This is a genomic window from Clostridium sp. Cult3, from assembly GCF_021655115.1.
Taxonomy (GTDB): Bacteria; Bacillota; Clostridia; order Tissierellales; family Tepidimicrobiaceae; genus PPXY01.
This window is the reverse complement of sequence record NZ_PPXY01000019.1, coordinates 171,261-193,582: the sequence shown is the minus strand read 5'-3', so window position 1 is coordinate 193,582 and position 22,322 is coordinate 171,261. Positions and strand designations below refer to the sequence as shown.

General features: G+C 31.4%; 23 protein-coding genes and 1 other annotated feature. Of the genes, 14 read left to right on the top strand and 9 right to left on the bottom strand.

Annotated features, from left to right (window positions below; genetic code table 11):
• Window positions 1-681: coenzyme F420-0:L-glutamate ligase (locus C3E88_RS05030; protein ID WP_236909062.1), on the bottom strand; the 681-nt coding region annotated here is incomplete at its 3' end.
• A 118-nt stretch (window positions 682-799) separates the two neighbouring features.
• Here C3E88_RS05030 and C3E88_RS05025 point away from each other — a divergent pair.
• The 6 genes from C3E88_RS05025 to C3E88_RS05000 all read left to right on the top strand — a co-directional run bounded on the left by C3E88_RS05025 (window position 800) and on the right by C3E88_RS05000 (window position 5,521).
• Window positions 800-1,684: a LysR family transcriptional regulator gene (locus C3E88_RS05025; RefSeq protein WP_236909061.1), complete on the top strand. Its 885-nt coding sequence runs from the start codon at window positions 800-802 to the stop codon at window positions 1,682-1,684.
• A gap of 129 nt (window positions 1,685-1,813) precedes the next feature.
• Window positions 1,814-2,065: a binding site (T-box leader), on the top strand.
• A gap of 66 nt (window positions 2,066-2,131) precedes the next feature.
• The gene (locus C3E88_RS05020; protein WP_336513064.1) at window positions 2,132-2,944 is read left to right on the top strand and encodes an amino acid ABC transporter substrate-binding protein; all 813 of its coding nucleotides are present in this window, start codon (window positions 2,132-2,134) and stop codon (window positions 2,942-2,944) included.
• A 20-nt stretch (window positions 2,945-2,964) separates the two neighbouring features.
• Window positions 2,965-3,606, top strand: a complete 642-nt coding sequence (locus C3E88_RS05015) for an amino acid ABC transporter permease (protein WP_236909073.1) — start codon at window positions 2,965-2,967, stop codon at window positions 3,604-3,606.
• A complete protein-coding gene (locus C3E88_RS05010) occupies window positions 3,599-4,360 on the top strand; it encodes an amino acid ABC transporter ATP-binding protein (RefSeq protein ID WP_236909060.1) in 762 nt (253 codons plus the stop codon). Before C3E88_RS05015 ends, C3E88_RS05010 begins: the two co-directional genes overlap by 8 nt.
• A 176-nt stretch (window positions 4,361-4,536) precedes the next feature.
• Window positions 4,537-4,881, top strand: coding sequence for a PadR family transcriptional regulator (locus C3E88_RS05005; protein WP_236909059.1), 345 nt, complete (start codon window positions 4,537-4,539; stop codon window positions 4,879-4,881).
• On the top strand, window positions 4,865-5,521 hold the full coding sequence (locus tag C3E88_RS05000; protein ID WP_236909058.1) for a DUF2812 domain-containing protein: 657 nt from the start codon (window positions 4,865-4,867) through the stop codon (window positions 5,519-5,521). The genes C3E88_RS05005 and C3E88_RS05000 overlap by 17 nt, the downstream gene beginning before the upstream one ends.
• Before the next feature lie 157 nt (window positions 5,522-5,678).
• Here the strand turns inward: C3E88_RS05000 and C3E88_RS04995 are convergent, their stop codons facing one another.
• From C3E88_RS04995 to C3E88_RS04985, 3 genes are all read right to left on the bottom strand, one after another.
• Entirely contained in the window at window positions 5,679-6,689 is a 1,011-nt protein-coding gene (locus C3E88_RS04995; protein WP_236909057.1) for a nucleoid-associated protein, read from the bottom strand.
• Between the two features lie 135 nt (window positions 6,690-6,824).
• On the bottom strand, window positions 6,825-7,445 hold the full coding sequence (locus C3E88_RS04990; protein WP_236909056.1) for a response regulator transcription factor: 621 nt from the start codon (window positions 7,443-7,445) through the stop codon (window positions 6,825-6,827).
• Window positions 7,446-7,450: 5 nt separating this feature from the next.
• Window positions 7,451-8,497 (bottom strand): sensor histidine kinase, encoded by a 1,047-nt coding sequence (locus tag C3E88_RS04985; RefSeq protein ID WP_236909055.1) that lies wholly within the window; start codon window positions 8,495-8,497, stop codon window positions 7,451-7,453.
• Between the two features lie 179 nt (window positions 8,498-8,676).
• Here C3E88_RS04985 and C3E88_RS04980 point away from each other — a divergent pair, with 179 nt between their 5' ends.
• The 7 genes from C3E88_RS04980 (at window position 8,677) to C3E88_RS04950 (ending at window position 16,180) form a co-directional block, all read left to right on the top strand.
• Window positions 8,677-9,609: an ABC transporter ATP-binding protein gene (locus C3E88_RS04980; RefSeq protein ID WP_236909054.1), complete on the top strand. Its 933-nt coding sequence runs from the start codon at window positions 8,677-8,679 to the stop codon at window positions 9,607-9,609.
• Window positions 9,609-10,664: an ABC transporter permease gene (locus C3E88_RS04975; protein ID WP_336513063.1), complete on the top strand. Its 1,056-nt coding sequence runs from the start codon at window positions 9,609-9,611 to the stop codon at window positions 10,662-10,664. The genes C3E88_RS04980 and C3E88_RS04975 overlap by 1 nt, the downstream gene beginning before the upstream one ends.
• A complete protein-coding gene (locus tag C3E88_RS04970; protein ID WP_236909052.1) occupies window positions 10,651-11,772 on the top strand; it encodes an ABC transporter permease in 1,122 nt (373 codons plus the stop codon). The genes C3E88_RS04975 and C3E88_RS04970 overlap by 14 nt, the downstream gene beginning before the upstream one ends.
• A gap of 62 nt (window positions 11,773-11,834) precedes the next feature.
• Window positions 11,835-13,589, top strand: a complete 1,755-nt coding sequence (locus C3E88_RS04965) for a sigma-54 interaction domain-containing protein (RefSeq protein ID WP_236909051.1) — start codon at window positions 11,835-11,837, stop codon at window positions 13,587-13,589.
• A gap of 210 nt (window positions 13,590-13,799) precedes the next feature.
• Complete coding sequence (locus C3E88_RS04960) at window positions 13,800-15,095, top strand: L-cysteine desulfidase family protein (protein WP_236909072.1); 1,296 nt, start codon at window positions 13,800-13,802, stop codon at window positions 15,093-15,095.
• A gap of 66 nt (window positions 15,096-15,161) precedes the next feature.
• Window positions 15,162-15,557, top strand: coding sequence for a secondary thiamine-phosphate synthase enzyme YjbQ (locus C3E88_RS04955; protein ID WP_236909050.1), 396 nt, complete (start codon window positions 15,162-15,164; stop codon window positions 15,555-15,557).
• Window positions 15,557-16,180, top strand: coding sequence for a DUF5052 family protein (locus C3E88_RS04950; protein ID WP_236909049.1), 624 nt, complete (start codon window positions 15,557-15,559; stop codon window positions 16,178-16,180). Before C3E88_RS04955 ends, C3E88_RS04950 begins: the two co-directional genes overlap by 1 nt.
• A 64-nt stretch (window positions 16,181-16,244) precedes the next feature.
• On the opposite strand, the gene C3E88_RS04945 is transcribed toward C3E88_RS04950, so the two are convergent.
• Window positions 16,245-17,468, bottom strand: coding sequence for a putative manganese transporter (locus C3E88_RS04945; protein WP_236909048.1), 1,224 nt, complete (start codon window positions 17,466-17,468; stop codon window positions 16,245-16,247).
• Window positions 17,469-17,653: 185 nt separating this feature from the next.
• On the opposite strand from C3E88_RS04945, the gene C3E88_RS04940 reads away from it, so the two are divergent.
• Complete coding sequence (locus C3E88_RS04940) at window positions 17,654-18,196, top strand: NADPH-dependent FMN reductase (RefSeq protein ID WP_236909047.1); 543 nt, start codon at window positions 17,654-17,656, stop codon at window positions 18,194-18,196.
• 36 nt (window positions 18,197-18,232) lie between these two features.
• On the opposite strand, the gene rpoD is transcribed toward C3E88_RS04940, so the two are convergent.
• From rpoD to C3E88_RS04920, 4 genes are all read right to left on the bottom strand, one after another.
• Window positions 18,233-19,354, bottom strand: a complete 1,122-nt coding sequence (gene rpoD, locus C3E88_RS04935; RefSeq protein WP_336513066.1) for an RNA polymerase sigma factor RpoD — start codon at window positions 19,352-19,354, stop codon at window positions 18,233-18,235.
• A gap of 125 nt (window positions 19,355-19,479) precedes the next feature.
• Window positions 19,480-20,082 carry a GerMN domain-containing protein gene (locus C3E88_RS04930; RefSeq protein ID WP_236909046.1) on the bottom strand — a complete coding sequence of 201 codons (603 nt, stop codon included), beginning with the start codon at window positions 20,080-20,082 and terminating at the stop codon, window positions 19,480-19,482.
• A gap of 107 nt (window positions 20,083-20,189) precedes the next feature.
• Window positions 20,190-21,599 carry a sensor histidine kinase gene (locus C3E88_RS04925; RefSeq protein ID WP_236909045.1) on the bottom strand — a complete coding sequence of 470 codons (1,410 nt, stop codon included), beginning with the start codon at window positions 21,597-21,599 and terminating at the stop codon, window positions 20,190-20,192.
• A complete protein-coding gene (locus C3E88_RS04920) occupies window positions 21,574-22,245 on the bottom strand; it encodes a response regulator transcription factor (RefSeq protein WP_272878421.1) in 672 nt (223 codons plus the stop codon). Before C3E88_RS04920 ends, C3E88_RS04925 begins: the two co-directional genes overlap by 26 nt.
• Window positions 22,246-22,322: the final 77 nt, after the last annotated feature.

Genomic DNA, 22,322 nt, shown 5'->3' with positions numbered 1-22,322 from the left:
AGATTCAGTTAAGATATCATCAAGGCCATAAATCTTTTCACCACCATTTGCTTTCAATATTTTCTTTGTTCTAAATCTTGAATGAATATCACAGGTTAGAATATTTTTTGTATAATTTAAAATAGCCTTAGGATCATTTGAAAAGATTATTTGGCATTCAGTTCCATGACTTTCCGCTATGTTTTTATAATAATCAATATAGTCAATATTAGTAAAAGGATGTTTTGTATATCCAAATAGCTTTCTAAACTCATCTTCTGTTAAAGTATCTGTCCAAGGATTAATACCTTTTTCATCTAGTTCATCTAGACTTACTAGTGGATTACCTACTTCATCTGAAGGGTATTGAAGCATTAGTATAATTTTTTTACTTCCCTTTGCAATACCATGAAGACAAGTAGCAAAACGGTTACGACTTAGAATGGGAAATATTACTCCAATAGTCTTCTCGCCAAATTTTGAAATTATATCTTCAGAAACATCATCAATGTTTGCATAATTTCCCTGAGTACGAGCAACTACAGATTCAGTTATAGATACGATATCTTTATCGTTAATAGGAAAACCTTCTACTTCCGAAGCTTTTAGTATGGTGTCTACAACGATTTCAACAATATCATCCCCTTCTTTCATAATTGGAGCACGAATACCTCTAGCAACAGTTCCAACTATTCTTTCCATTCTAATCTCTCCTTAAATTTATTTTGAGAAGAATAAAAAACCTCTCACTTGTAATATATGCTACTTTGTGGTATAAGTAAAATAAATATGTATTATATTATATATAAGGAGTACTTATATGTCTATTAAATTGGATTTATATAAAATTTTCTGTGAAGTGGCCAAATGTGGAAGTTTTTCCAAAGCTGCAAAGTCTCTATATATGACACAGCCAGCTATTAGTCAAGCAATTATGCAACTTGAAAGTGATTTAGAAGTACGTTTGTTTACACGAACACCTAGGGGAGTAGTGCTTACAAATGAAGGAGAAATTTTATTTGAGTATGTAAACTCTGGAATTAATCTAATTGATGTAGGTGAAAAGAAGGTAATGGAATCTAAGAACCTGATGGCAGGGGAACTGAGGATAGGGGTTGGAGATACTATATCACGTTATTTTTTGCTACCTTTCTTAGAGAAGTTTCATTGCGAATATCCAAAAATTAAATTAAAGGTAATAAATCGTACAACTTTAGAACTTACTGATTTATTAAAATCAGGGGAAGTTGATATGGCCATTTGTAATTTACCAGTTAAGGATTTTGCATTGGAGATAATAGGATTAATGGATATTCATGATATATTTGTCTGTGGAGAAAAATATAAGGATAGGGTTTCTATACCTTTAAGTTTTAATGAAATAGCTGACTTACCACTAATATTACTTGAACCCAAATCCAATTCAAGACTATATGTGGAAAAATATATACAATCAAAAGGAGTTAAAATAGAGCCAGAAATTGAACTAGGTTCCCATGATTTATTATTGGAATTTGCAAGAATTAATCTAGGCATATCCTGTGTTGTCAAAGAGTTTTCCAAGGAGTACTTGAAAAACAAATTGATATATGAAGTGAAGTTGTCTGAGGAAATACCTAAAAGAGCTATTGGAGTTTGTTTCTTAAAAACCGTATCCTTGTCTCCTGCTGCAACAAAATTTGTTGAGGGCTTGAAAAGTAAATAAATACATACATCTTCCAAAGGATATGGATATGAGCAAATAGTTTAATGGGGGAAAGGCATTTATTATTTTATAAAAAACATATTGACAAGACCACCTTAATGTATTACCATATTAACATAATAAATTGAAATAAATGCTTCGATGAGAAATAGTAAAAATACATTTCTTATACAGAGAGTTCCCGGTTGGTGAGAGGGGCATTTGAGTGTATTTTGAACACATCTCTGAGCTAGACACCGAAACCTATTAGGTAGTAGACTGTCTTCGGATTACCTGCACCCGTTATAGTGCTAGAGTATAAATGTCGTACTCGATAAGGTTGATACCGTGAGGTATCGATAAATAGAGATGGGACCACGGAGTAATACTCTCGTTCTCTAGTGTAATGCTAGAGGCGGGAGTTTTTTATTTCTAACTTTTAAATTCAAATAAAAGGGAGAGATTTAAGTGAGAAAGAAAAATAGTTTTGTTATTTTGTTGACGGTATTAATTTTAAGCGTTGTTGGTTTAGTAGGTTGCTCAAATAAAATGGTAGCCAACGAAGACTCTTATGAAAGGTTAGAAGAAAAAGGTTATATAGTAATGGGCCTTGATGATACATTTGCACCTATGGGTTTTAGGGATGATAAGGGAGAATTGGCAGGTTTTGATGTGGATTTAGCAAAAGAAGTATTTAATAGAGTAGGCTTTGAAGTAAAGTTTCAACCTATTGATTGGTCTATGAAGGAAACTGAATTGAATTCAGGCAATATTGATGTTATTTGGAATGGTTATTCTATTACTGATGAAAGGGAAGAAAAGGTAGCATTTACTCAAGCCTATTTAGAAAATAAGCAGATAATAATTACATTGGCAGATTCCAATATAGATAGCAAGGATGATTTAAAAGACAAGAAGGTAGCAGTTCAAAATGGTTCCAGCACCCTTGAAGCTATAAATAAAGAGCCTACAGTAGTAGAAAGCTTTCAAGGAGGAGGGCCAATATTATTTGATACAAATAATGAAGCTTTTATGGATTTAGAAGCAAAGAGAGTAGACGCTGTAGTATCAGATGAAGTCCTTGCAAGATATTATATTAAACAAAAGAATCCCGAAGATTATAAAATACTTGAAGAAGATTTTGGAGAAGAACAATATGGTATAGGTCTTAGAAAGGATGACAAAAAATTATTAGAAGTATTGAATAGGGTTTTAGATGATATGAAGAAAGATGGAAGTTATAACAATATATACCAAAAATGGTTTGAGGGAAATAACTAAAGGCAAAGGATGATAATATGATTAGGTATATATATACTTTATTGCCATCTACTTTTCAAGGGCTTGTTACTACTTTAGAAGTATTCTTATTAACTTTAATACTTTCCATTCCATTAGGGATTATTGTTAGTTTAGGGAGATTGTCAAAGGTAAGCATTGTTTCTAAGATAACTAAACTATATATATGGATAATGCGGGGCACGCCTCTGATGTTGCAGATAGTATTTGTTTTTTTTGGACTACCTATAATAGGCATAACTTTTGATAGGTTTACAGCGGTAATTATAGCTTTTGTATTAAACTATGCAGCATATTTTGGTGAAATATTCAGAGGTGGCATGAAATCCATTGATAAGGGACAATATGAGGCGGCCAAAGTTTTAGGTTTAACCCCCTATAGAACATTTAGAAGGATAATACTGCCTCAAGTGTTAAAAGCAGTATTACCTTCTATTACCAATGAAATTATCACTCTTGTTAAGGATACATCTTTGGTGTATATAGTAGGGCTAGGAGAATTATTAAGAGCTGGAAAAATTGCTTCAAACAGAGATGTATCCTTAATCCCATTGGCATTGGTCGGGGTAATATACCTGTTGTTAACTGCTATACTTACAGGGGTTTTTAATAAAATAGAAGGAAGGTATTCTTATTATGAATAAGGAGGAAAAAATAGTTCTAGAGGTATATAGATTAAATAAGAGTTTTGGAGGAAAACAGGTGTTGAAAGACATAAGTTTTCAGTTGAAAGCAGGAGAGATTTTAGCGATTATAGGTCCTTCTGGAGCAGGTAAAACTACAATTCTTAGATGTATAAGCAATTTGGAGAAATGCGACAGTGGCATAATCAAAATAGATGGACAACATTTATGTGATGATTGTAATGGAAAAAGTATTTACGCCAAGACAGAGGAAATGAAATGTATACGGGAAAAGATAGGTCTAGTTTTTCAAAACTATAATCTTTTTCCCCATATGTCGGTAATAGAAAATATAATAGAGGCACCTATAAATGTTTTGGGGATACCTAAAGAGGAAGCAATAGATAAAGCTCTGGCATTATTAAACATTATGGGATTGAAAGATAAGGCAGATTCTTATCCCTTTCAACTTTCTGGAGGGCAAAAGCAAAGGGTAGCCATTGCTAGGGCTTGCATGTTGAACCCCAAGATAATGTGCTTCGATGAACCTACTTCTGCTTTGGATCCAGAATTAAGGGAAGGAGTAGCAAATATAATAGAGGAATTGGCTAGTAACGGTATGAGTGTTTTGATTATAACTCATGATATGTTTTTTGCAGAAAGAGTGGCCAATAAAATTATATTCATGGAAGATGGACAGATTATACAGGAAAGTAAAAAAGATGATTTTTTTAATGATTTTCAAGATGATAGGATTAGGAAATACATGACTTAATAAAATAAAAGTGTTAATGATATGATTAAAATTTATGTTTTTTGAGTATATATAATAAGCTATTGGCTTTGGAAAGACCTAGTATTATTACTGGGTCTTTTTTATTACTTGACACGTACTACGTATGGCGATATAATAATATGAAATACTACGTATGACGTAATAGGAGGAGGAAGATGAAAAAGGAAATTAAAGAAGGTCCATTAACGGAAACAGCTTTTTTGATTTTATTAGCAATGTATAGACCAAACCATGGTTATGGAGTGATGCAATTTGTGGAGGAAAAGACAAAAGGAAGGGTAGTATTTGGGCCAGGAACACTTTATGGAGCAATTAATAATTTAGCAAAGAAAAAATGGATAGAGCCTTGTCCAGTAGATCCAAAAGAAAGGAAAAAGGATTATATAATAACTGAATTAGGGCGTGCTCAGGTAGAATTGGAGATGAAGAGGCTAGAGGAAATATACAATATAGCTATTGAAACAGTGAAAGGTGGTGGCAAGGGTGAGAAAGACATTTAAATTATTTCTAAATCCAATGGGAAGTCAAGAAAAGTGGTTAAACCAAATGGTAGAGAAAGGATATAGACTAATTGATGTAGGGAGATTTTTTTATACTTTTGAAAATTGCAAGCCAAATGAGTATCAATATGCAATTGATTATGTAGGAAATAAAAGTTATGAAGAGTTAAAAGAATACCAGCATTTATTAGAAGAAATAGGGGTTAAATATTATGAAAAGCCAATAAATATTGGACAATTTTCATGGGGGAAGGCAAAGCTTCGTCCCTTTGCAAATCCAGGTGGTAGGATTGTTACTTCAAAAGGAATGATTAATAGAGAATTGCTGATATTAGAAAAGAAAAATGATGGTAAAGCATTTGAAATTTACTCCAATATTGAAGATAAGATATATGAATTAAAAGAGATAAGAAAGCCATTGATATATGGTGAAATTTTTATTTTGCTCTTTGCAGCAATGACAGTTTTCATGAAAAAGCCAATATTTGAATTTACTCTATGGAGCGTTGGAAATAATACTAGTAATAACTTTATATTATTAACACTATTAGGAATAGTATTTATATATTTTACTGTGAAATTGGCTGGGATCAATAAAGGTATAAAAGATTTAAGAGAGAAAGGCCAGCTTAATGAGTAGAAGATTTGACATTTCTAGATTACTTGTTATTATGATATTGATATTAGTAATGGCTACTGGGTGTAAAAATTTTGATTTAAATTATGAAGGAAATATAGAATTAAGATAATAGGGATGAGCATGAAGGAGATATACAAGGGAAATAAAACCAATGCTTTTATTTCCCTTGTATATCTCTAATATTCTTAAGTAAAATAGATATAGTTCCATCTGGATTACTTAGAAATTCTATTTTATTTCCATTGGTTAGATAAGATGTAGGCACTTTTATTTCTATTCCATCACCTGTTACTAGTTTTTGGGTTCTAGGGAGCTTTTTATCTAGGTTTTCATTTACTTCTATGATTTTTTCTGTCAATCCCTTTTTTTCTATTTCTTCTACATAGATATTTTGAAGTTCAGGATTGTTTTGAAATGCTTTGGACTTAACATGCTCTATATCTATGGAACCCCTATCCTCTACACTTTCTACTAAGGCGTTTTTTACTTCTGCCATCTTTTTTATATCATTCTCATAATAATCCTTTATTATCTTCTTGGATACTTTGTTTACAATATCTATTTTTTCTTTATCTGATAGGATACTGTCTGATTTTAATAGATATTTAGATATATAGAATTCCTTTTCACCATCTATTTCATATTTTTGTTCTTTTAGCAATATAGAGTAATCATTTAAATTAATTATTATACATTCATCTATTTTTTGATTTTCGTTAGGTAAAGTTGTTTGTTGTTTTATCACAGTGTTAATCCTTATGCTTTCAGATTCATCTACATAGTGGATATAGGAAGGTTTGTAATTTAGTATAAAAAAGCCTAAGTATTTTTCCCCATCCCTATGAAATAAGGAACAGATTAGATCACAAGGAGGTATAGTAGTATTTTCAACCATTATATTATACATTAATTGAGCAAATTCCTTTGTTTTTTCTACAAAGCTAGAACTATCTTCTGAGACAGCTATGCATAGGTTTTTTACTGTATTTTCTTGGGTATTAAAGGAAGCCTTTTTAATATTAATGTCATTAAATGTTTTTTCTATATGAGTTGTCATAAATTCCATTATATCTCCACTATATGGGTGTTCTTTTTCCGATAATATAGGCATACCTACGGAATTATCTAAAATATGAAGTATCATTTTCTCAATGTTTATTCCATTCATTAAATATCTCTCCTTTTATAGATTCATATATTAATTATAGCTATTATGATATAATATTTAAACAAAAAAATACACTACGTAATCATAATTAGGTAAATAATAAATAGGATAGTGGGGATGGTTTCTCCTGTCCTACTATTCTCCTACTCCATATTTCATCTTATAATAATATATAGCTAGCTGGGTTCTATCCCGAAGGGATAGTTTGCCGAGCATATTAGAAATATAGTTTCTAATAGTACCCTCACTTAAAAACAGTTTTTCTGCTATTTCTCTATTGTTTAATCCTTCTGCAATTAGAAGTAAAATATCAAATTCCCTATCGGATAGATCTATGTCCATATCATATTTTTTAGAATACTTTTTAATATTGGATACAATCTTTGAATCAAAAACTAAGTTTCCAGAATATACTGCATTGATGGCAGGTATAATTCCTTTTATGTTTTGTTTTAATATATATCCCTTGCAACCTAGAGAAAGGGCAGTGCCTATATACTCATCGTCTTGGAAGGTGGTGATCAATAGTATTCTAGCATTAGGATCTATTTTTAATATCTCTTTAGCAGCTTCAATTCCACTTAAAATTTCCATTCTAATATCCATAAGGATTAAATCTGGTCGATGTTTATTATAGAGCTTCACTGCTTGAAATCCGTCATATCCTACAGCTAGTATATCTATTCCATTAGCAGCTATGATTGTCTTCAAGGATTCTACTACTAAAGGGTCATCATCTATAATTATTATATTCATATACATCATCCTTTCATTAAAGTTAGATGTATTCTAAAGCCTTCATCAAATTTGCAGTTTACAAAACCATTATGTCTATCGGCTATTTCCTTGATAGAAATAAGACCAATACCTTTAGATGAAAGGAAAGCTTTTTCATTAAAATCACTTCCATTATCTTTTATTACTATAGAATAAAACTTTGGTTGTTCTAATAAGCTTATCTTTAGTTTTGAAGCATTAGAATGTTTAATGCAGTTGGTAATACCCTCCTTTACTACAGACAATATATTAAATTTTAAATCATAGCCTAAATTATCCTCAATTCTATATGTAAGTTCTATGTCTATGGTGGGTATTTCATTACAGAGTTTCTGGACTTGACTTTCCAAATCAAAGGATTCATTATATAGATTATGAATACTTTTCCTAATTTCTTCCATTCCGCTTTTTAAAGTTTCTTGAAGGGTATCGAGATTTTTTTTTACCTTGTCCTCGGAAGATATAATCTTTAAAGCTTCTACTTGTAATATACTGCTACTTATCCCATGACCTATGGAATCATGTATTTCTCTTGCAATTCTATTTCTTTCTGTAAGTATGGCAATATGGATATTCTTTTCCTTGTCTATTTTAAGTTGTTCATTATATTTTTGCAGGTATAAGGTTTCTTCTTTTAACTCATCCCTTACTACTTTGTTTTCATCTAGAAGAATAAGATGTTTTTTCGTCATAGCTGCAATATAGACTGAAACAATAGCCATGAGAAAGTTTATCAACTGAAATTCCATAAACAACAAAGGGATGGAGAGCAAAGTATATATTGGGAAGTCAAAATATAGATTATATAATATCAAGGGCAAATAGAATAAAAACAAACCATCAGAAAAACACATTATTCCAAAAAAAACATATAGTATAGCTTTTATGGCATTTTTATTCATCAAGTTCAAAGCTAAAGATATAATTACGCATATGGCAAAGAAATAAGCTAACTGTTCATTTGCATTTACTATATAGGTATTGTATAAGCAAAATAGAATAATTAAGGACTTCTCCCTAAATTTTCTCATAAGCACCTCCTGAGGTAAATATACTAAATGCATTGCACACCCTAATTATACCAACATTTATAAATAAATACAATTTACTATTATGACAAATGTCATATGAAATCATAACTTTACACACTACAATAAAATTTTTTTAACCCATATAATGGTTTTAAGAACGGAAAAAAGGAGTGATATAGATGATAGTGAAGGTAAATAATCTTGTGAAAAGATATGAAGAATTAATAGCCCTAGACCACTTTAATATGGAAGTAGAAGAGGGAGAAATTTTAGGACTTTTAGGCCCTAATGGCTGTGGTAAAACTACAGCCATAAATTGTATTTTATCTTTATTGAATTTTGACAAAGGGGAGATAGAGGTATTTGGCAAGAAGATGACTCCTAATTCCTATGATATTAAAAGGAAAATAGGCTTGGTACCTCAAGAGGTTTCAGTCTTTGAAAACTTAACGGTTAAAGAGAATATAGATTATTTTTGTGGATTGTATATAGAGGATAGAGATTTAAGGAAACAATATGTAGATGAAGCTATAGAGTTTGTAGATTTAAAGGACTATACTAAATTTTATCCTAAAAAGCTTAGTGGTGGTTTAAAGAGAAGATTAAACATAGCTTGTGGTATTGCCCATAAGCCTAAATTAATTTTTTTAGATGAGCCTACAGTGGCAGTTGATGCCCAAAGTAGAAACTTTATATTAGATGGAATAAAAAAACTAAATAATGAAGGTAGTACTATTATATATACAACTCATTATTTAGAAGAAGCAGAAAAGCTTTGTAAAAGGATTATTATTATGGACAAAGGAAGAAATCTAGTATCTGGAACCAATGAAGAACTAAAGTCTATAATAAGTACTTCAGAAAAGGTTGTAGTTGGATTTTCAGAAATTGGAGAAGAAGTAGTCCGGAAGATGAAGTCCATACCTCATGTAATGGATATAGAAAAAGCTGGTGAGGATTATATAATAAAATTTGAAAATGGAATTAATAATTTAGCTAATCTTATGGAATTTATACATAAAAATCAATTAATATACACAAAGCTTCACAGTCAGTTGCCCTCCTTAAATGATGTATTCCTAGAATTAACAGGAAAGGAGTTGAGGGATTAATGAGAAGTTTAATTAGAAACTGTATTTATCAGGGGAAAAATATGTTTAGAGATTTTGGTTATATCTTTTGGAGTTTATTGTACCCCTTAATTTTAATAAGTTTTTTTAATATTGCATTTAGTGGAATGATTAATATGAAATTAGAAAATATAGATGTAGGCATAAGGGAAGGTAATCCTATTGAATATACATTAGATGAAATTGAATTTATAAATATCCATAAAACAAATGATGAAGAAATAACAGAAAAGTTGGATAATGAACAGATTCATGGGTTTATAGATGAAAATTTAAATTTAGCTGTGAAAAAGTCCGGAATAAATCAAACAATTATTAAGGAAATAGTAGAACAGATAAAACAAATGCAAAAATTAAACAGACCTATTGAAAACTATGATTTTGAAGCTAATTATATAGTAGATAGAAATCAAAAGGCCAATTCTACAGCAGTGGTATTTTATTCCCTAATCGCTATGGTATCTACCTATGGAATTTCTGCTGGTATTGTAACTGTTAGTCTAATTCAAGCTAATCTATCGAATATTGGTGCTAGGATTAGTATAACTCCACTAAAAAAACAAAATTTCTTATTAGCTGGGATTATAGTAGCACTGCTATTAAATTTAACAGCAAATATTGGATTACTTTTGTTTTCAAAATATGTTTTAAAGATTGAATTATTTAATGAAATAAAATATAGTGCTTTACTTATTATAATGGGAAATTTATTTGGGGTATCTCTTGGGGTATTTATTGGAGCTTCAAATAAAAAGAGTATAGATGAAAAAATTTTAATAGGAGTTGCTAGTACTTTGTTTTTATCCTTTTTATCTGGTATGATGGGACCTTGGATGAAGGTAGTGATAGATGAGCATGTACCTATTTTAGCTAAGATAAATCCTATATCCATAATAAGCAATAATCTATATAGGATAAATCTATTACAAAGCACCAAAACTGTAGGTGAAGGGATCTTAATTCTGTGTATTTATTGTTTAGCTTTAATATTTATGTCCTATATATTTTTAAGGAGGAAAAGCTATGACAGTATATAGATATTTTATAAAAATCGCATTAAAAAATAAAGGAGCTATTTTGACTTATACTATAATATTTTTTGCTCTAACCATATTAAGTGGCATGGGTGTTGGTGAAAGGGAGGCTAAGTTTACAGGAACTAGACTAAATATTGGAATAATAGATAATTCTAGTAGTGAATTGTCTATTAGTCTAAAGACCTACTTAGAAGAAAAAAACGATATAGTTGATACAATAGATGATGAGGAACATATAAAGGAGCAGATTTTTTTAGAAATGGCAGATGCAATTATAATAATTCCAAAGGATTTTGAAGAAAAAGTTATAAATAGAGAAAAATCTATTGAAATTTACAAAGATGATAGAAAAATTGAATCTATGCAAATCCAAAATCAAGTAGATAAATTTTTAATGTTTGCCAATGCCACCTATGAGAAGGGTAAATTTAATTTAGCTGATGTAAATTCTGCTCTAGATGAAAGAATAAATGTAGAGTTAATAGATAATAGTGCAAAAAATATCAGCATAAATGAATGGTTTAAAACTTATTATAATTTCACCAGTTATGTAATTATTGGTTTATATATATCTGTTATAGGATTAGTTATGTCTGAATTTAAAGATGAAAATGTAGAACAGCGAATGAAAATATCTTCAAAGAAATTTTTGAGTTTTAATATGGAAATGTATCTAGGCCAGTTGACTTTAGCTGGTTTAATTACATTGGTTTTTATTTTAGGGAGTATAGTACTAAAGGGGAAATATATTGAAGAAATTGATTTCAATAAGTATTTAATCAATACTATCATTTTTTCCTTCACTATACTATGTTTGACATACTTTATAAACAATTTTACTAAAAATAAATTTATTATAAATGGAATATCAGTAGTTTTATCTTTAGGCACCTCATTTATATCAGGGGTTATGGTACCACAAGAGTTTTTGGGGGAAAAGACTTTGGCATTGGCTAAATTTCTGCCAAATTATTATTTTGTAAAGATAAATGGAATGACAATTAATTCTTTTTCAGATATGAAATTTGAAATACTTATGCAATTGTTATTTGCAGCAGCATTTATATTAATGGGACTATATTTTTCTAAAACACAACAAGAAGTTTAATTGCTGTAGAAATAAATGATATAATGTAAATCAACAGTAACTTATCTATCGGAGGAGATAGAATGAATCTATTTAATATCCAAAGATCGACCCAAGAAGTGGCAGAAGCTATTTCAGCTGTTTTGAATGTAGATGTAACCATTGTAGATATTCATTTAAACAGGGTGGCTGCTACAGGGAAATATAAAAATTTAATAGGACAAAGATTACCTAGAAATTGTGCATTTGAATCTATTGCCAATAGGAAAAATCCTGAGTTTATAGACAATCCCAATATAAGCAAAAAATGCATGGGATGTAGCCTGAAGGGAAGTTGTGCAGAAATGGCCACCATAGGCTATCCTATACTAAGTGGGGAGGATTTATTAGGAGTAATAGGGCTTATAGCTTTTAATATGGAGCAAAAAAAGAAACTTCAAAGGGAATATAATTCATTAATAGTTTTTTTAAGCAAATTAGGCGATTTATTAGCTGGCAATTTAAAGTATGCAAATACTATAATGGACTTAACAATTCAAACAGAAGAAACTAGGATGATAATAGATGCGTTAGGGAATGGAATTATCTGTACCGACAATTTGGGGAATATAAAGTTTGTCAATTTTAAAGCTGAAGAATATTTAAAAGTTGATGGAAATAATATTATTAATAAACCTATATTTAATATAATTCCTAGCTTAAACCTAGATCTTAAAGAACAAGTTCCAATTGAAATTAAATTGACTATAGATAATAAAAGACAGAGCTTTATCATTAAGATAATCCCTGTAATGGTACAGGAGAAAAATGTAAGCAATATAATAGAAATTCATAGGACTTCAAACATGGTAAAAAGTGCATATAAACTAATAGAGGGTCAAAATAGTATTACCTTTGATGATATTATTGGAGATAGTCCCAAGATGATAGAAGCAAAGAAGGTATCCCAAAGGGTTGCAACAAGCAAGTCCAGTATATTGCTTAGGGGAGAAAGTGGTACGGGAAAGGAATTGTTTGCTAGAGCTATACACAATTCAAGCAATAGAAAAAACTCTCCCTTTGTAGCTATAAATTGTGCTTCTATACCAGATAATCTTTTAGAAAGTGAATTGTTTGGATATGAAGGGGGAGCTTTTACTGGTGCAAGAAAGACAGGACAGATGGGAAAGTTTGAGTTAGCTAATGAAGGAACTTTATTTTTAGATGAAATAGGGGATCTGCCCATACATTTACAGCCTAAAATATTGAGAGTTCTTCAAGAAGAAGAATTCATGAGGGTCGGGGGAAGAGAGCTCATTCCAGTTAATTTTAGATTAATAGCTGCTACCAATAGGGATTTAGAAGATATGATATCTAAAGGGGAATTTAGAGAAGACTTATATTATAGATTAAATGTCATACCTATTCATATACCACCTCTAAGAGAAAGAGTAGGGGATATAGACAATTTGAGCAACCATTTGATCAAAAAATATTGTAAAAGATTGAATAGGAATTTAAAATACTTTTCTGAGGAAGTTAGGAAGGCTTTTAATAGATATAATTGGCCTGGTAATGTAAGGGAGTTGGAAAATGTTATAGAATATTTAGTAAATGTAGTAGGGGATAAGGAAATTAGATTTGAAAACTTACCCTACAGTATGGAGCAATACTTTAAGGGTAATGGGAACAAGGCCGATAGTTTAAAGAGAATTATGGACGACTATGAAAAAAGTATATTAGAATCCTATTTAAAAACCTATGGAAACACGACTAAAGATAAAGAGAAAATTTCTTCAATATTGGAAATTGACTTGTCTACATTATATAGAAAGTTAAATAAATATAATTTGCAATAGTGCAAATTAATTTGCATTACTGCAAATTAGGTCTACAATATTAAGTAGATATGCGTACTAACATAAAAACTTCCATAGATGATTTGCATTTATGAGAACTTTTAACATCATAAAAATGTCAATATGGGATAAATACTCGTGTACAAGGGCTTGGCTGAATTGGTATACTTTTTGCAACATCATATATATATATAAATTGAATTGGGGATGGTGTTGCTATTGGAAGATAAACTTATAAATGCTTTAATAAAAATAGTAAAACAGGATTCTATTCCTGCATTGGGATGTACTGAACCCATATCTGTAGCTTTAGCAGGGGCAGCAACAAGAGAACATATAACAGGAGAGGTAGAAAATATAGAAGTAATAGTAAGCAAAAATATATTTAAGAATGGAAAGTTTGTTATAATTCCTAATACAAATCGATGGGGGCTAGATTTGGCAGCAGCCTTAGGAATATTAGGGGGCTATAAGGAAAAAGGCCTTATGGTTTTAAGTGAGATAGATGAAAGAATTATTGAAGATGCAGAAATGTTGATAGAGAACAATAAGATAAAAGTGGAATATGTAGAAAATGTACCAGATGTATTTGTTAAAATAATCGTTACTACTATTAATGAGCAGATAGAAGTAGTATTGAAGGATAGCCATGAACATATTGAAACAGTAAAAGTGGATGGAGAAACAATATTTCAAAATGAGATAGAAGATGGAAATAGACAAGCTTGTAGTTTTTTAAAAAGGTTGACCTTTAGAGAGCTTAGGGATATATGCGAGAACATTCCTATTGAACAATTGAAATTCATAGAAATTGGAATTGAAATGAATAGTAAAGCCGCAGAAAAAGGTTTAAGTTGGGATGAAGGGGCAGGGATTGGGGCTACCCTAAAAAGACTACAGAAAAGGGGTATGATTTCTAACGAAGCTCCAACTGAAGCCAGAATATTAACAGCAGCTGCGGCAGATATTAGAATGGGTGGAGGAAATTGTCCTATAATGACTAGTGCAGGAAGTGGAAATCAAGGACTAGGAGTAGTATTGCCTATTGTAGTAGTGGCAGAAGAGGAAGGGATTGAAGGAGAAAAATTATTAAGGGCAGTATTTTTTGCTCATGTGATAAATAGATATGTAAAGATATATACAGGCAAACTATCGGCTATGTGTGGTTGTGCTATTGCAGCAGGAATTGGTGCTAGTGCAGGGATTACATGGCTTCTAGGTGGTGATGATTCTCAAATAGAGGGAGCATGTCAAAATATGTTGGCAAATTTAACCGGAATGATATGTGATGGAGCTAAAGAGACTTGCTCTTTGAAATTATCTACATCTGCTGAAGAGGCAGTTATATCGGCTTATTTAGCCATGGAAAACGTAATAGTAAAGCCAAATATAGGGATTATTGGATATACTATAGAAGATACCATAAGAAATTTGGGGGTCCTATGCATAGAAGGTCTACCTTACATGGATTCAGCAATAATCAAGATATTGGAAAATGTTCAATAGATGGTCCTATTGATAAATATTAGTTATGTTATAATTAATATGATAAATATCAAGGAGTGAGGTATAATGGAGTATAGTGTACAAACAAATAAACCTCAAGAGTTTATTGACATTACAGATATTGTGCAAAATGAGGTTAGAAAAAGTGGAGTAGATGAGGGGTTAGTGATAGTAACTGTACCCCATACTACTGCAGGAATTACAATTAATGAAAATGCAGATCCTGATGTTGTACATGATATATTAAATAGCTTAAACAAGGTATTCCCAATATCAGGAGATTATAAGCATATGGAAGGCAATTCCCATGCCCATATAAAATCATCTTTGATGGGCTCAGCATGTAATGTGATAATTGAAAATGGGAAATTAGCCCTTGGTATATGGCAAGGGATTTATTTCTGTGAATTTGATGGTCCAAGGGATAGAAAAATAAAAATAAAGATAATAAAGGGAGAATAATGAAAAGATTAAAAACAAACTCATCAAGGTTAATACTTATTATAATAATAGTTGCGCTTATAATGAGCGTAACAGGTTGTGCTGCAATTAGGGACAAACTTAAAACCATTAAGGGTGAATTAGTAGGTATACATTTTAATATTTCTGCTTATGATCACTATGCTAATAAAACCTTAGAAATGGAAGGAAGTAAAGTAACTGTAGGAGTATTAGAAAATGATGCTAATATAGATCCATCCTCCACAGGATATCAATCAGGAGTACTTGAAATAACTATAAATGGAAAGCAAATGTTTCAAGTAGGAAATACGGTTATATTTGCAGAGGATGGATTAGATATGGTGGAGGATTTTGAGGTTCCTGAAGATATCAATGTAGGTAGAGGTGGTGGATTTGTTCCTATAGATAGATTTGTTAATGACATAAAAAATAAAATCGGCAAAAAGAAGACCATAATCATATCAAGTCAGATGGGGATCCCTATTGCCGTATATCAAGGAGAGAGGGTATATGTTACAGTGCCTGATGATCTACCAAAGATGACAAGGCTTAATATAGATGGGAAAAGTTTATATATTCATAGGGCAAATTATTTAATTCTAGATACGGAAATGATGAAATGATATAAGTATATTTTTAAACCAGTAGGTCGATAAATAATAGACCTGCTGGTTTATTTTCATAGCATCAAAAGAAATTCAGTTCAATAAAATAGGCCAATAACCCTACTATAAGGGCAGATATGGTGTTAAAGACGGTAGCCCAGAATGCAGATTTTTTATCTATGGCTATCAATGGAAATAACGCATCCCCATCTTGAGATATAGCATTTGCTAAAAGGGCTGCAAAAGGTACTAGGCCTTTGGTATAAAGTGTAACGAATATTATTTGAGGTCCACATCCTGGTATTATGCCAATTAACACTCCTATGATTACTGCAGTTAACCCTGTTTGAGTTAAGAAGGATGTAACAATAGCTTCGCCAGCAATATAATTACCTGAACCTAGGGCTAATATAAACAATTCATAAGCCAAATATGCTACAAATACCCATGTAGCAACAAAAGCAGTTTCCTGAGCATTGTGGATTATGGTTTCCTTTAATTCCATAGCCTTTAATTCTGTTTCCTCATGAGTATCATCTTGAAAAAATTTCTTGCTCATTATCATCATAATTACAGACAATGTCGTTCCAGCTACACCTAATATTGTACCTAAATTGGGTATAAATAGACTGTTTAAATCTACTTGAAATAGATCCAATATGCCAAGTACAAGGCCTATGGCTATTATTATCCAGTATAGCCCATAGGCACCGTGGGTAAATTTATATCCTAATGTATCCGGTGCTTGATGGCCTTTAATAGTATGGTGTAGAATAAGGTCTATATCATCGCCTTCTTCATGACCTATATGGGTCAAGGGGACCATGGTATGTTCTAAATCTTCATGGACTAATTCTATGGGAGCTTTAGTTCTTTTTTTTGAATGCATATCTTTAAGAAGTTTATCTCCCAAATTAAAATGATCCACTATATATCCCGTTATAATGGCTACAGCAAAGGATATTATACTTACTATGATGTACTTTAAAGGCATAACAGACATAAGAACAAAGGCAGAATCGCCCATAGTAGCGATTAATGTAGCTACAACCGTTCCAAAGCTTACAATTCCAGCAGGAAATAGAGGCATAACAAATATAGCACCTCCACAACCTGGGGTAAGGCCTAGTAAGGATCCTATTATGGGTTGGGTTTTTTTTGATTTTTCTATCTTATCTACAAGTTTTCCAGATAATTTATAATTAATATATCCAAATAGGAGGAGGACGGCTCCTACAAACACTGTAACCTGTATAAAAGCATTTTCAGCACTAGAAATTATTAATCTAAATATTTCGCTAAACAAATAATTACCTCCTTTAAATTAAATTCTGCTAATTACATATCTTTATACCCAAATAAAAGAACTTTATCTTAGATATACAAGATGTATTTCTTTAGGTCCATGAAATTAGGATTATTAATAGGCGGATAGAAATAGAATAATTTGGGTAGATATAAACTATAGTATTAAATATTGGAGGTTGACTTATGAATATTGTAGCATTAGTAGGTAGTATGAGTAAAGAATCAAATAATAGGAAAATAGTGGAGTTTATGAGGGAGAGGTATAAGGATAAAATGGATATTGAAATTTTACCTATTGAAAAACTCCCTATGTATAATCAAGATATAGAACTACAACCATCAGAAATAGTAGAAGAGTTAAGGAAAAAAATTAAACAAAGTGATGGGATACTATTTGCAACACCAGAATATAATCATTCTATATCTGCAGTGTTGAAAAACGCTATAGATTGGTTTTCGAGGGTAGAAAGGGTTATGGTTAATAAACCTTCTATGATAGTAGGAGCATCTCTGGGCACTCTAGGTACGGTTAGAGCCCAAGTCCACCTACGTCAAATATTGAATTCCGGCGGCGTAGCTACGTTGAACTTACCAGGAAATGAAGTTTTTATTGGTAATGTTCATGAAAAATTAGATGAAGATGGGAATCTGATCCATGAACCTACTATCGAACATCTAGATGGAGTAGTAGATAATTTTATTGATTGGATAGACAAAATAAAGTAAAAAACCAAGGAATGGATATTGTTCCATTCCTTGGTTTTATTCTTCTAGATAATCCTTTAATTTTCTACTTCTACTTGGATGTTTTAGTTTTCTGAGAGCCTTTGCTTCAATTTGTCGTATCCTTTCTCTAGTAACATCAAATACGTTTCCTACTTCTTCCAATGTTCTAGTTCTTCCATCATCTAAACCAAATCTTAACCTTAGCACCTGTTGTTCTCTAGGGGTTAAAGTGTCTAGGACTTCCAATAGTTGCTCTTTAAGCATAACCTGTGTAGTTACCGCATCTGGCGAGTCGATATGATCGTCCTCTATGAAATCCCCCAATTGACTGTCTTCCTCTTCCCCTATAGGCGTTTCTAAGGATATAGGTTTTTGTGCTATTCTTATCATATCAGTGACTTTGCCTACTTCAATGTTCATTTGTTCTGCTATTTCTTTAGGAGAAGGTTCTCTTCCAAGCTCCTGCACCAGTTGTCTTTGTATTCTTGTAAGTTTATTAATATTTTCTATCATGTGAACTGGCACTCTAATAGTTCTTCCTTGGTCGGCAATAGATCTTGTAATAGATTGTCGTATCCACCAAGTAGCATAGGTACTAAATTTATAACCTTTAGTATAATCAAATTTTTCTACTGCCTTTATAAGGCCTAGATTTCCTTCCTGGATTAAATCCAAAAAAGACATACCTCTACCTATATATTTTTTAGCAATGCTAACTACTAATCTTAAGTTTGCTTCTGCTAATTCCCTTTTAGCCATTTCATCTCCTGCTTCTATTCTCTTTGCTAGCTCTACTTCCTCGTTTCTTGTAAGCAGAGAGATCTTACCTATCTCCTTTAAATACATCTTAACAGGATCACCAACATCTATCCCCTTAGCTATAGATGCATTAACTTGTTCATCGTCTTTATCATCTTGATTATCTACATCATCTTCAAGTTCTACTTCATCTTCGTTTTCGACTAAATCGATTCCAAGCTCCTCTAAACCCTGATACAGCTCGTCTATTTGATCAGCATCAAGCTCTACATCTTCAAAACAATCCATTATTTCATCATAGGTAAGAAATCCATCCTTCTTACCAGTGGCAATTAAATTTTTTATAACTTTTTTCTTCTCTTTTTTTATTAAATCAATATTAGTATTATTTTGGTTTATTTAAAATCTCTCCTTTCTATAAGGATGTTTATTAATTAATTTTTGCTCCTATATATATATTATCATATAAGAACTTTTATTGTTTAAAAACCTCCTTCTAGGAACATTCCTTGAAGGAGGTTTTTTTAATCTTCAATACTTTCAAAGGGCTCTGATATATCAATATGGCCCATTAAAGATTCAGCCTTTTCCCCATCTATTAGAAACTGTACCCTTTCTATATTATCCAACTCTAAAAGGCTATTAACTATTTGTGTTATTGTAAAATCCTCTTGCATAGAGCCGCCGAACAAACCTTCTTGAGCAAAGTTTACAAAGGCCGTGCCATCAGATACTTCTACGCCCAATAATTTTATGCTTGAAGGTATGACTGTACTTAAATCATCTTTCTTTGGCCCTTTCATCAATTCTTTTACAATGACTTCTTCTAAGGATATATCTCCATATTTTACAACTCTTTTTTCTGGGATAAGTTTTTCCAAGCTTTCATCCCCAGTATCTATATACTCTTTATTGGCAAAATAGAGAACCACCTCTTCTTCATCAGTTTTTGGAGTAGGTTCTACTACCTGATTATCATCTTCTGACTCATTGTTCTCCTGTTTATCTATTATATCACTATCATCTTCTTCGATCATATTATCACTTGATGGTTTCTCAGTAGTGCTGCAAGCAACTAAGCTTAAAGTAAGCACAATGATTAAAAGTATAGTAAACATCTTTTTCATATTATCTACTCCCTTCATTATTTATCTATATTATACAAGATAAATTTTAAAACCCCATGAATATTTATTAAGAAACTATTAAGAATTAGAAAAAGATTTTTGACAAATTAGATAGGTGCTATTATGGTAAAAATGCTACCTGTTCCTAAAGTACTATCTACAGATATGGACCAGTTATGCTTATCTAAAATACTTTTTACTACTGCCAGTCCAATACCATATCCTTCTATATTTTTATCATTTGAAACATTGCCTTCTAAGACTCTAAATCCCCTCTCAAATAGATTGGGTATATTTTCCTTTTGGATACCCAAACCGTTATCTTCTATGACTAAGGAAATATAATCTTTATGATTCCTTATGGTTATTGCTATAAAGTGGTGTTCCTTCTTTTCGTCTTTATATTTAATGCCATTATCGATTAAATTGATAAGGACTTCTTTTATTCTATCTTTATCGCATTTAATTCTTATGCCATTAATATTAGCATTATCCAGTTTTAATATTACATTATTTTTTTCAGCATAAGGTTGCATAAGCTTAACCGTATCCTCAACTATTTGTCCAATATCTTCTTCACCTATGTCCAACATAATATCTTCAAGTTTCAAAGAGCCCATTAGATAATTAACTAGATCTTCCATTCTTTTGGTCTCTTCGTATATATCTATTAAATATTCTTCGTAGGTTTCTAAATCATTAGTCCCCATAGATAGGGACTCTATCAAAACTCTGATGGAAGTAAGGGGAGTTTTTAGTTCATGGGATATACTATTTATAAACTTTTTCCTATTTTTTTCTACACTATAAAGCCTATGACTCATATTGTTAAAAGAATCTACAAGTTGACCAATTTCATCCCTAGAGCTCTTCTCTACTTTATATCCTAAATCGCCAGACGAAACTCTTTCTACCCCATGTATTAAACTTCTCAAAGGCTTTGTCATATTGTTTGATGCAATAGCTGTTAATATTAGTGCTATTGCTAATGCAAAAGCTGAAATTGTTAGTATATCTTTTCTTAAATGTTCAATATCAGAATCTATTGATTCCATGGAGGCGGATATGAGTACAGCGCCTATAGCTTTTGTTTCAAGACCGGTATTCATGGTTACAGGTACTGATAGTTGGAGGACTGTCTTCTGATCTATGCTATACAGTCCAGATTTAGATTTGCCCTTAAGACTATATTTTATTTCATCATTGTCTAAAGTTTTACCAATGTAGCTATTATAATTATCTATTAATACTTTTTTATTAGCATCCACTACCAGTATTCTGGCATTGGCTTGTTTCCCATAACTTTTTACCATGATCCTTGCAAATACTATATCTTCCATATTTCCTTTATAGGTATCGGCAACTATATTAGCCGTCTGAAACAACCGTATTTCTTCGTTTTTTATACGTTTAGTTTTATAATTGTTTAATACCATTATACCGAATATGGAAAAAACTAATAAAATTATAATGCTATATATAATGAGCATTTTAAATCTTATTGAAATAATAGCCAACCCCCCATTTTGTCATAATGTACTTGGGTTTCTTAAAATTTGATTCAATTTTTTCCCTAAGGTTTTTAATATGGACATCTATAGTCCTTATGTCTAAGGGTTCTTCTTCCCAAATCTGGTTAAATATCTCTTCCCTGGTAAATACTCTACCAGGATTTTTAGCTAATAAATAGAGCATGTCAAATTCCTTTTGGGTTAGTTTTATCTCCTCATCATCTATATAGATTTTTCTTTCACCCCAGCTAATAGTCAACTCTCCTAATGATAATATCATATCTTCTTTTTTTATTTCAACTCTTCTAGTTATTGCTTTTATTCGAGCTATAAGTTCTAGTGTATTAAAGGGTTTTGTCATATAGTCGTCAGCGCCAAATTCAAATCCTAAAATCTTATCATAATCCCCGTCCTTTGCTGTAAGCATCAGTATAGGTATGTCGTAGTTTTCCCTAATCCTTTTACACAACATCATCCCATCTATATCAGGAAGCATTAGATCTAAAATGATAAAATCCACTTTATCGTTCCGTATACTATCTAAAGCTTCAACTCCACTATAGGCGGTAAGTACATTATAGCCTTGTTGTTCTAAACTGTGCTTAAGACCTTTTACTATAAGTCTTTCATCATCAACAACTAGGATATTCATATTAATCACCCTCTCTAAGTGAGAATTTAATATGATTCACTCTATTATATCATTTTTTTTTATTCTTTCCTACAGTC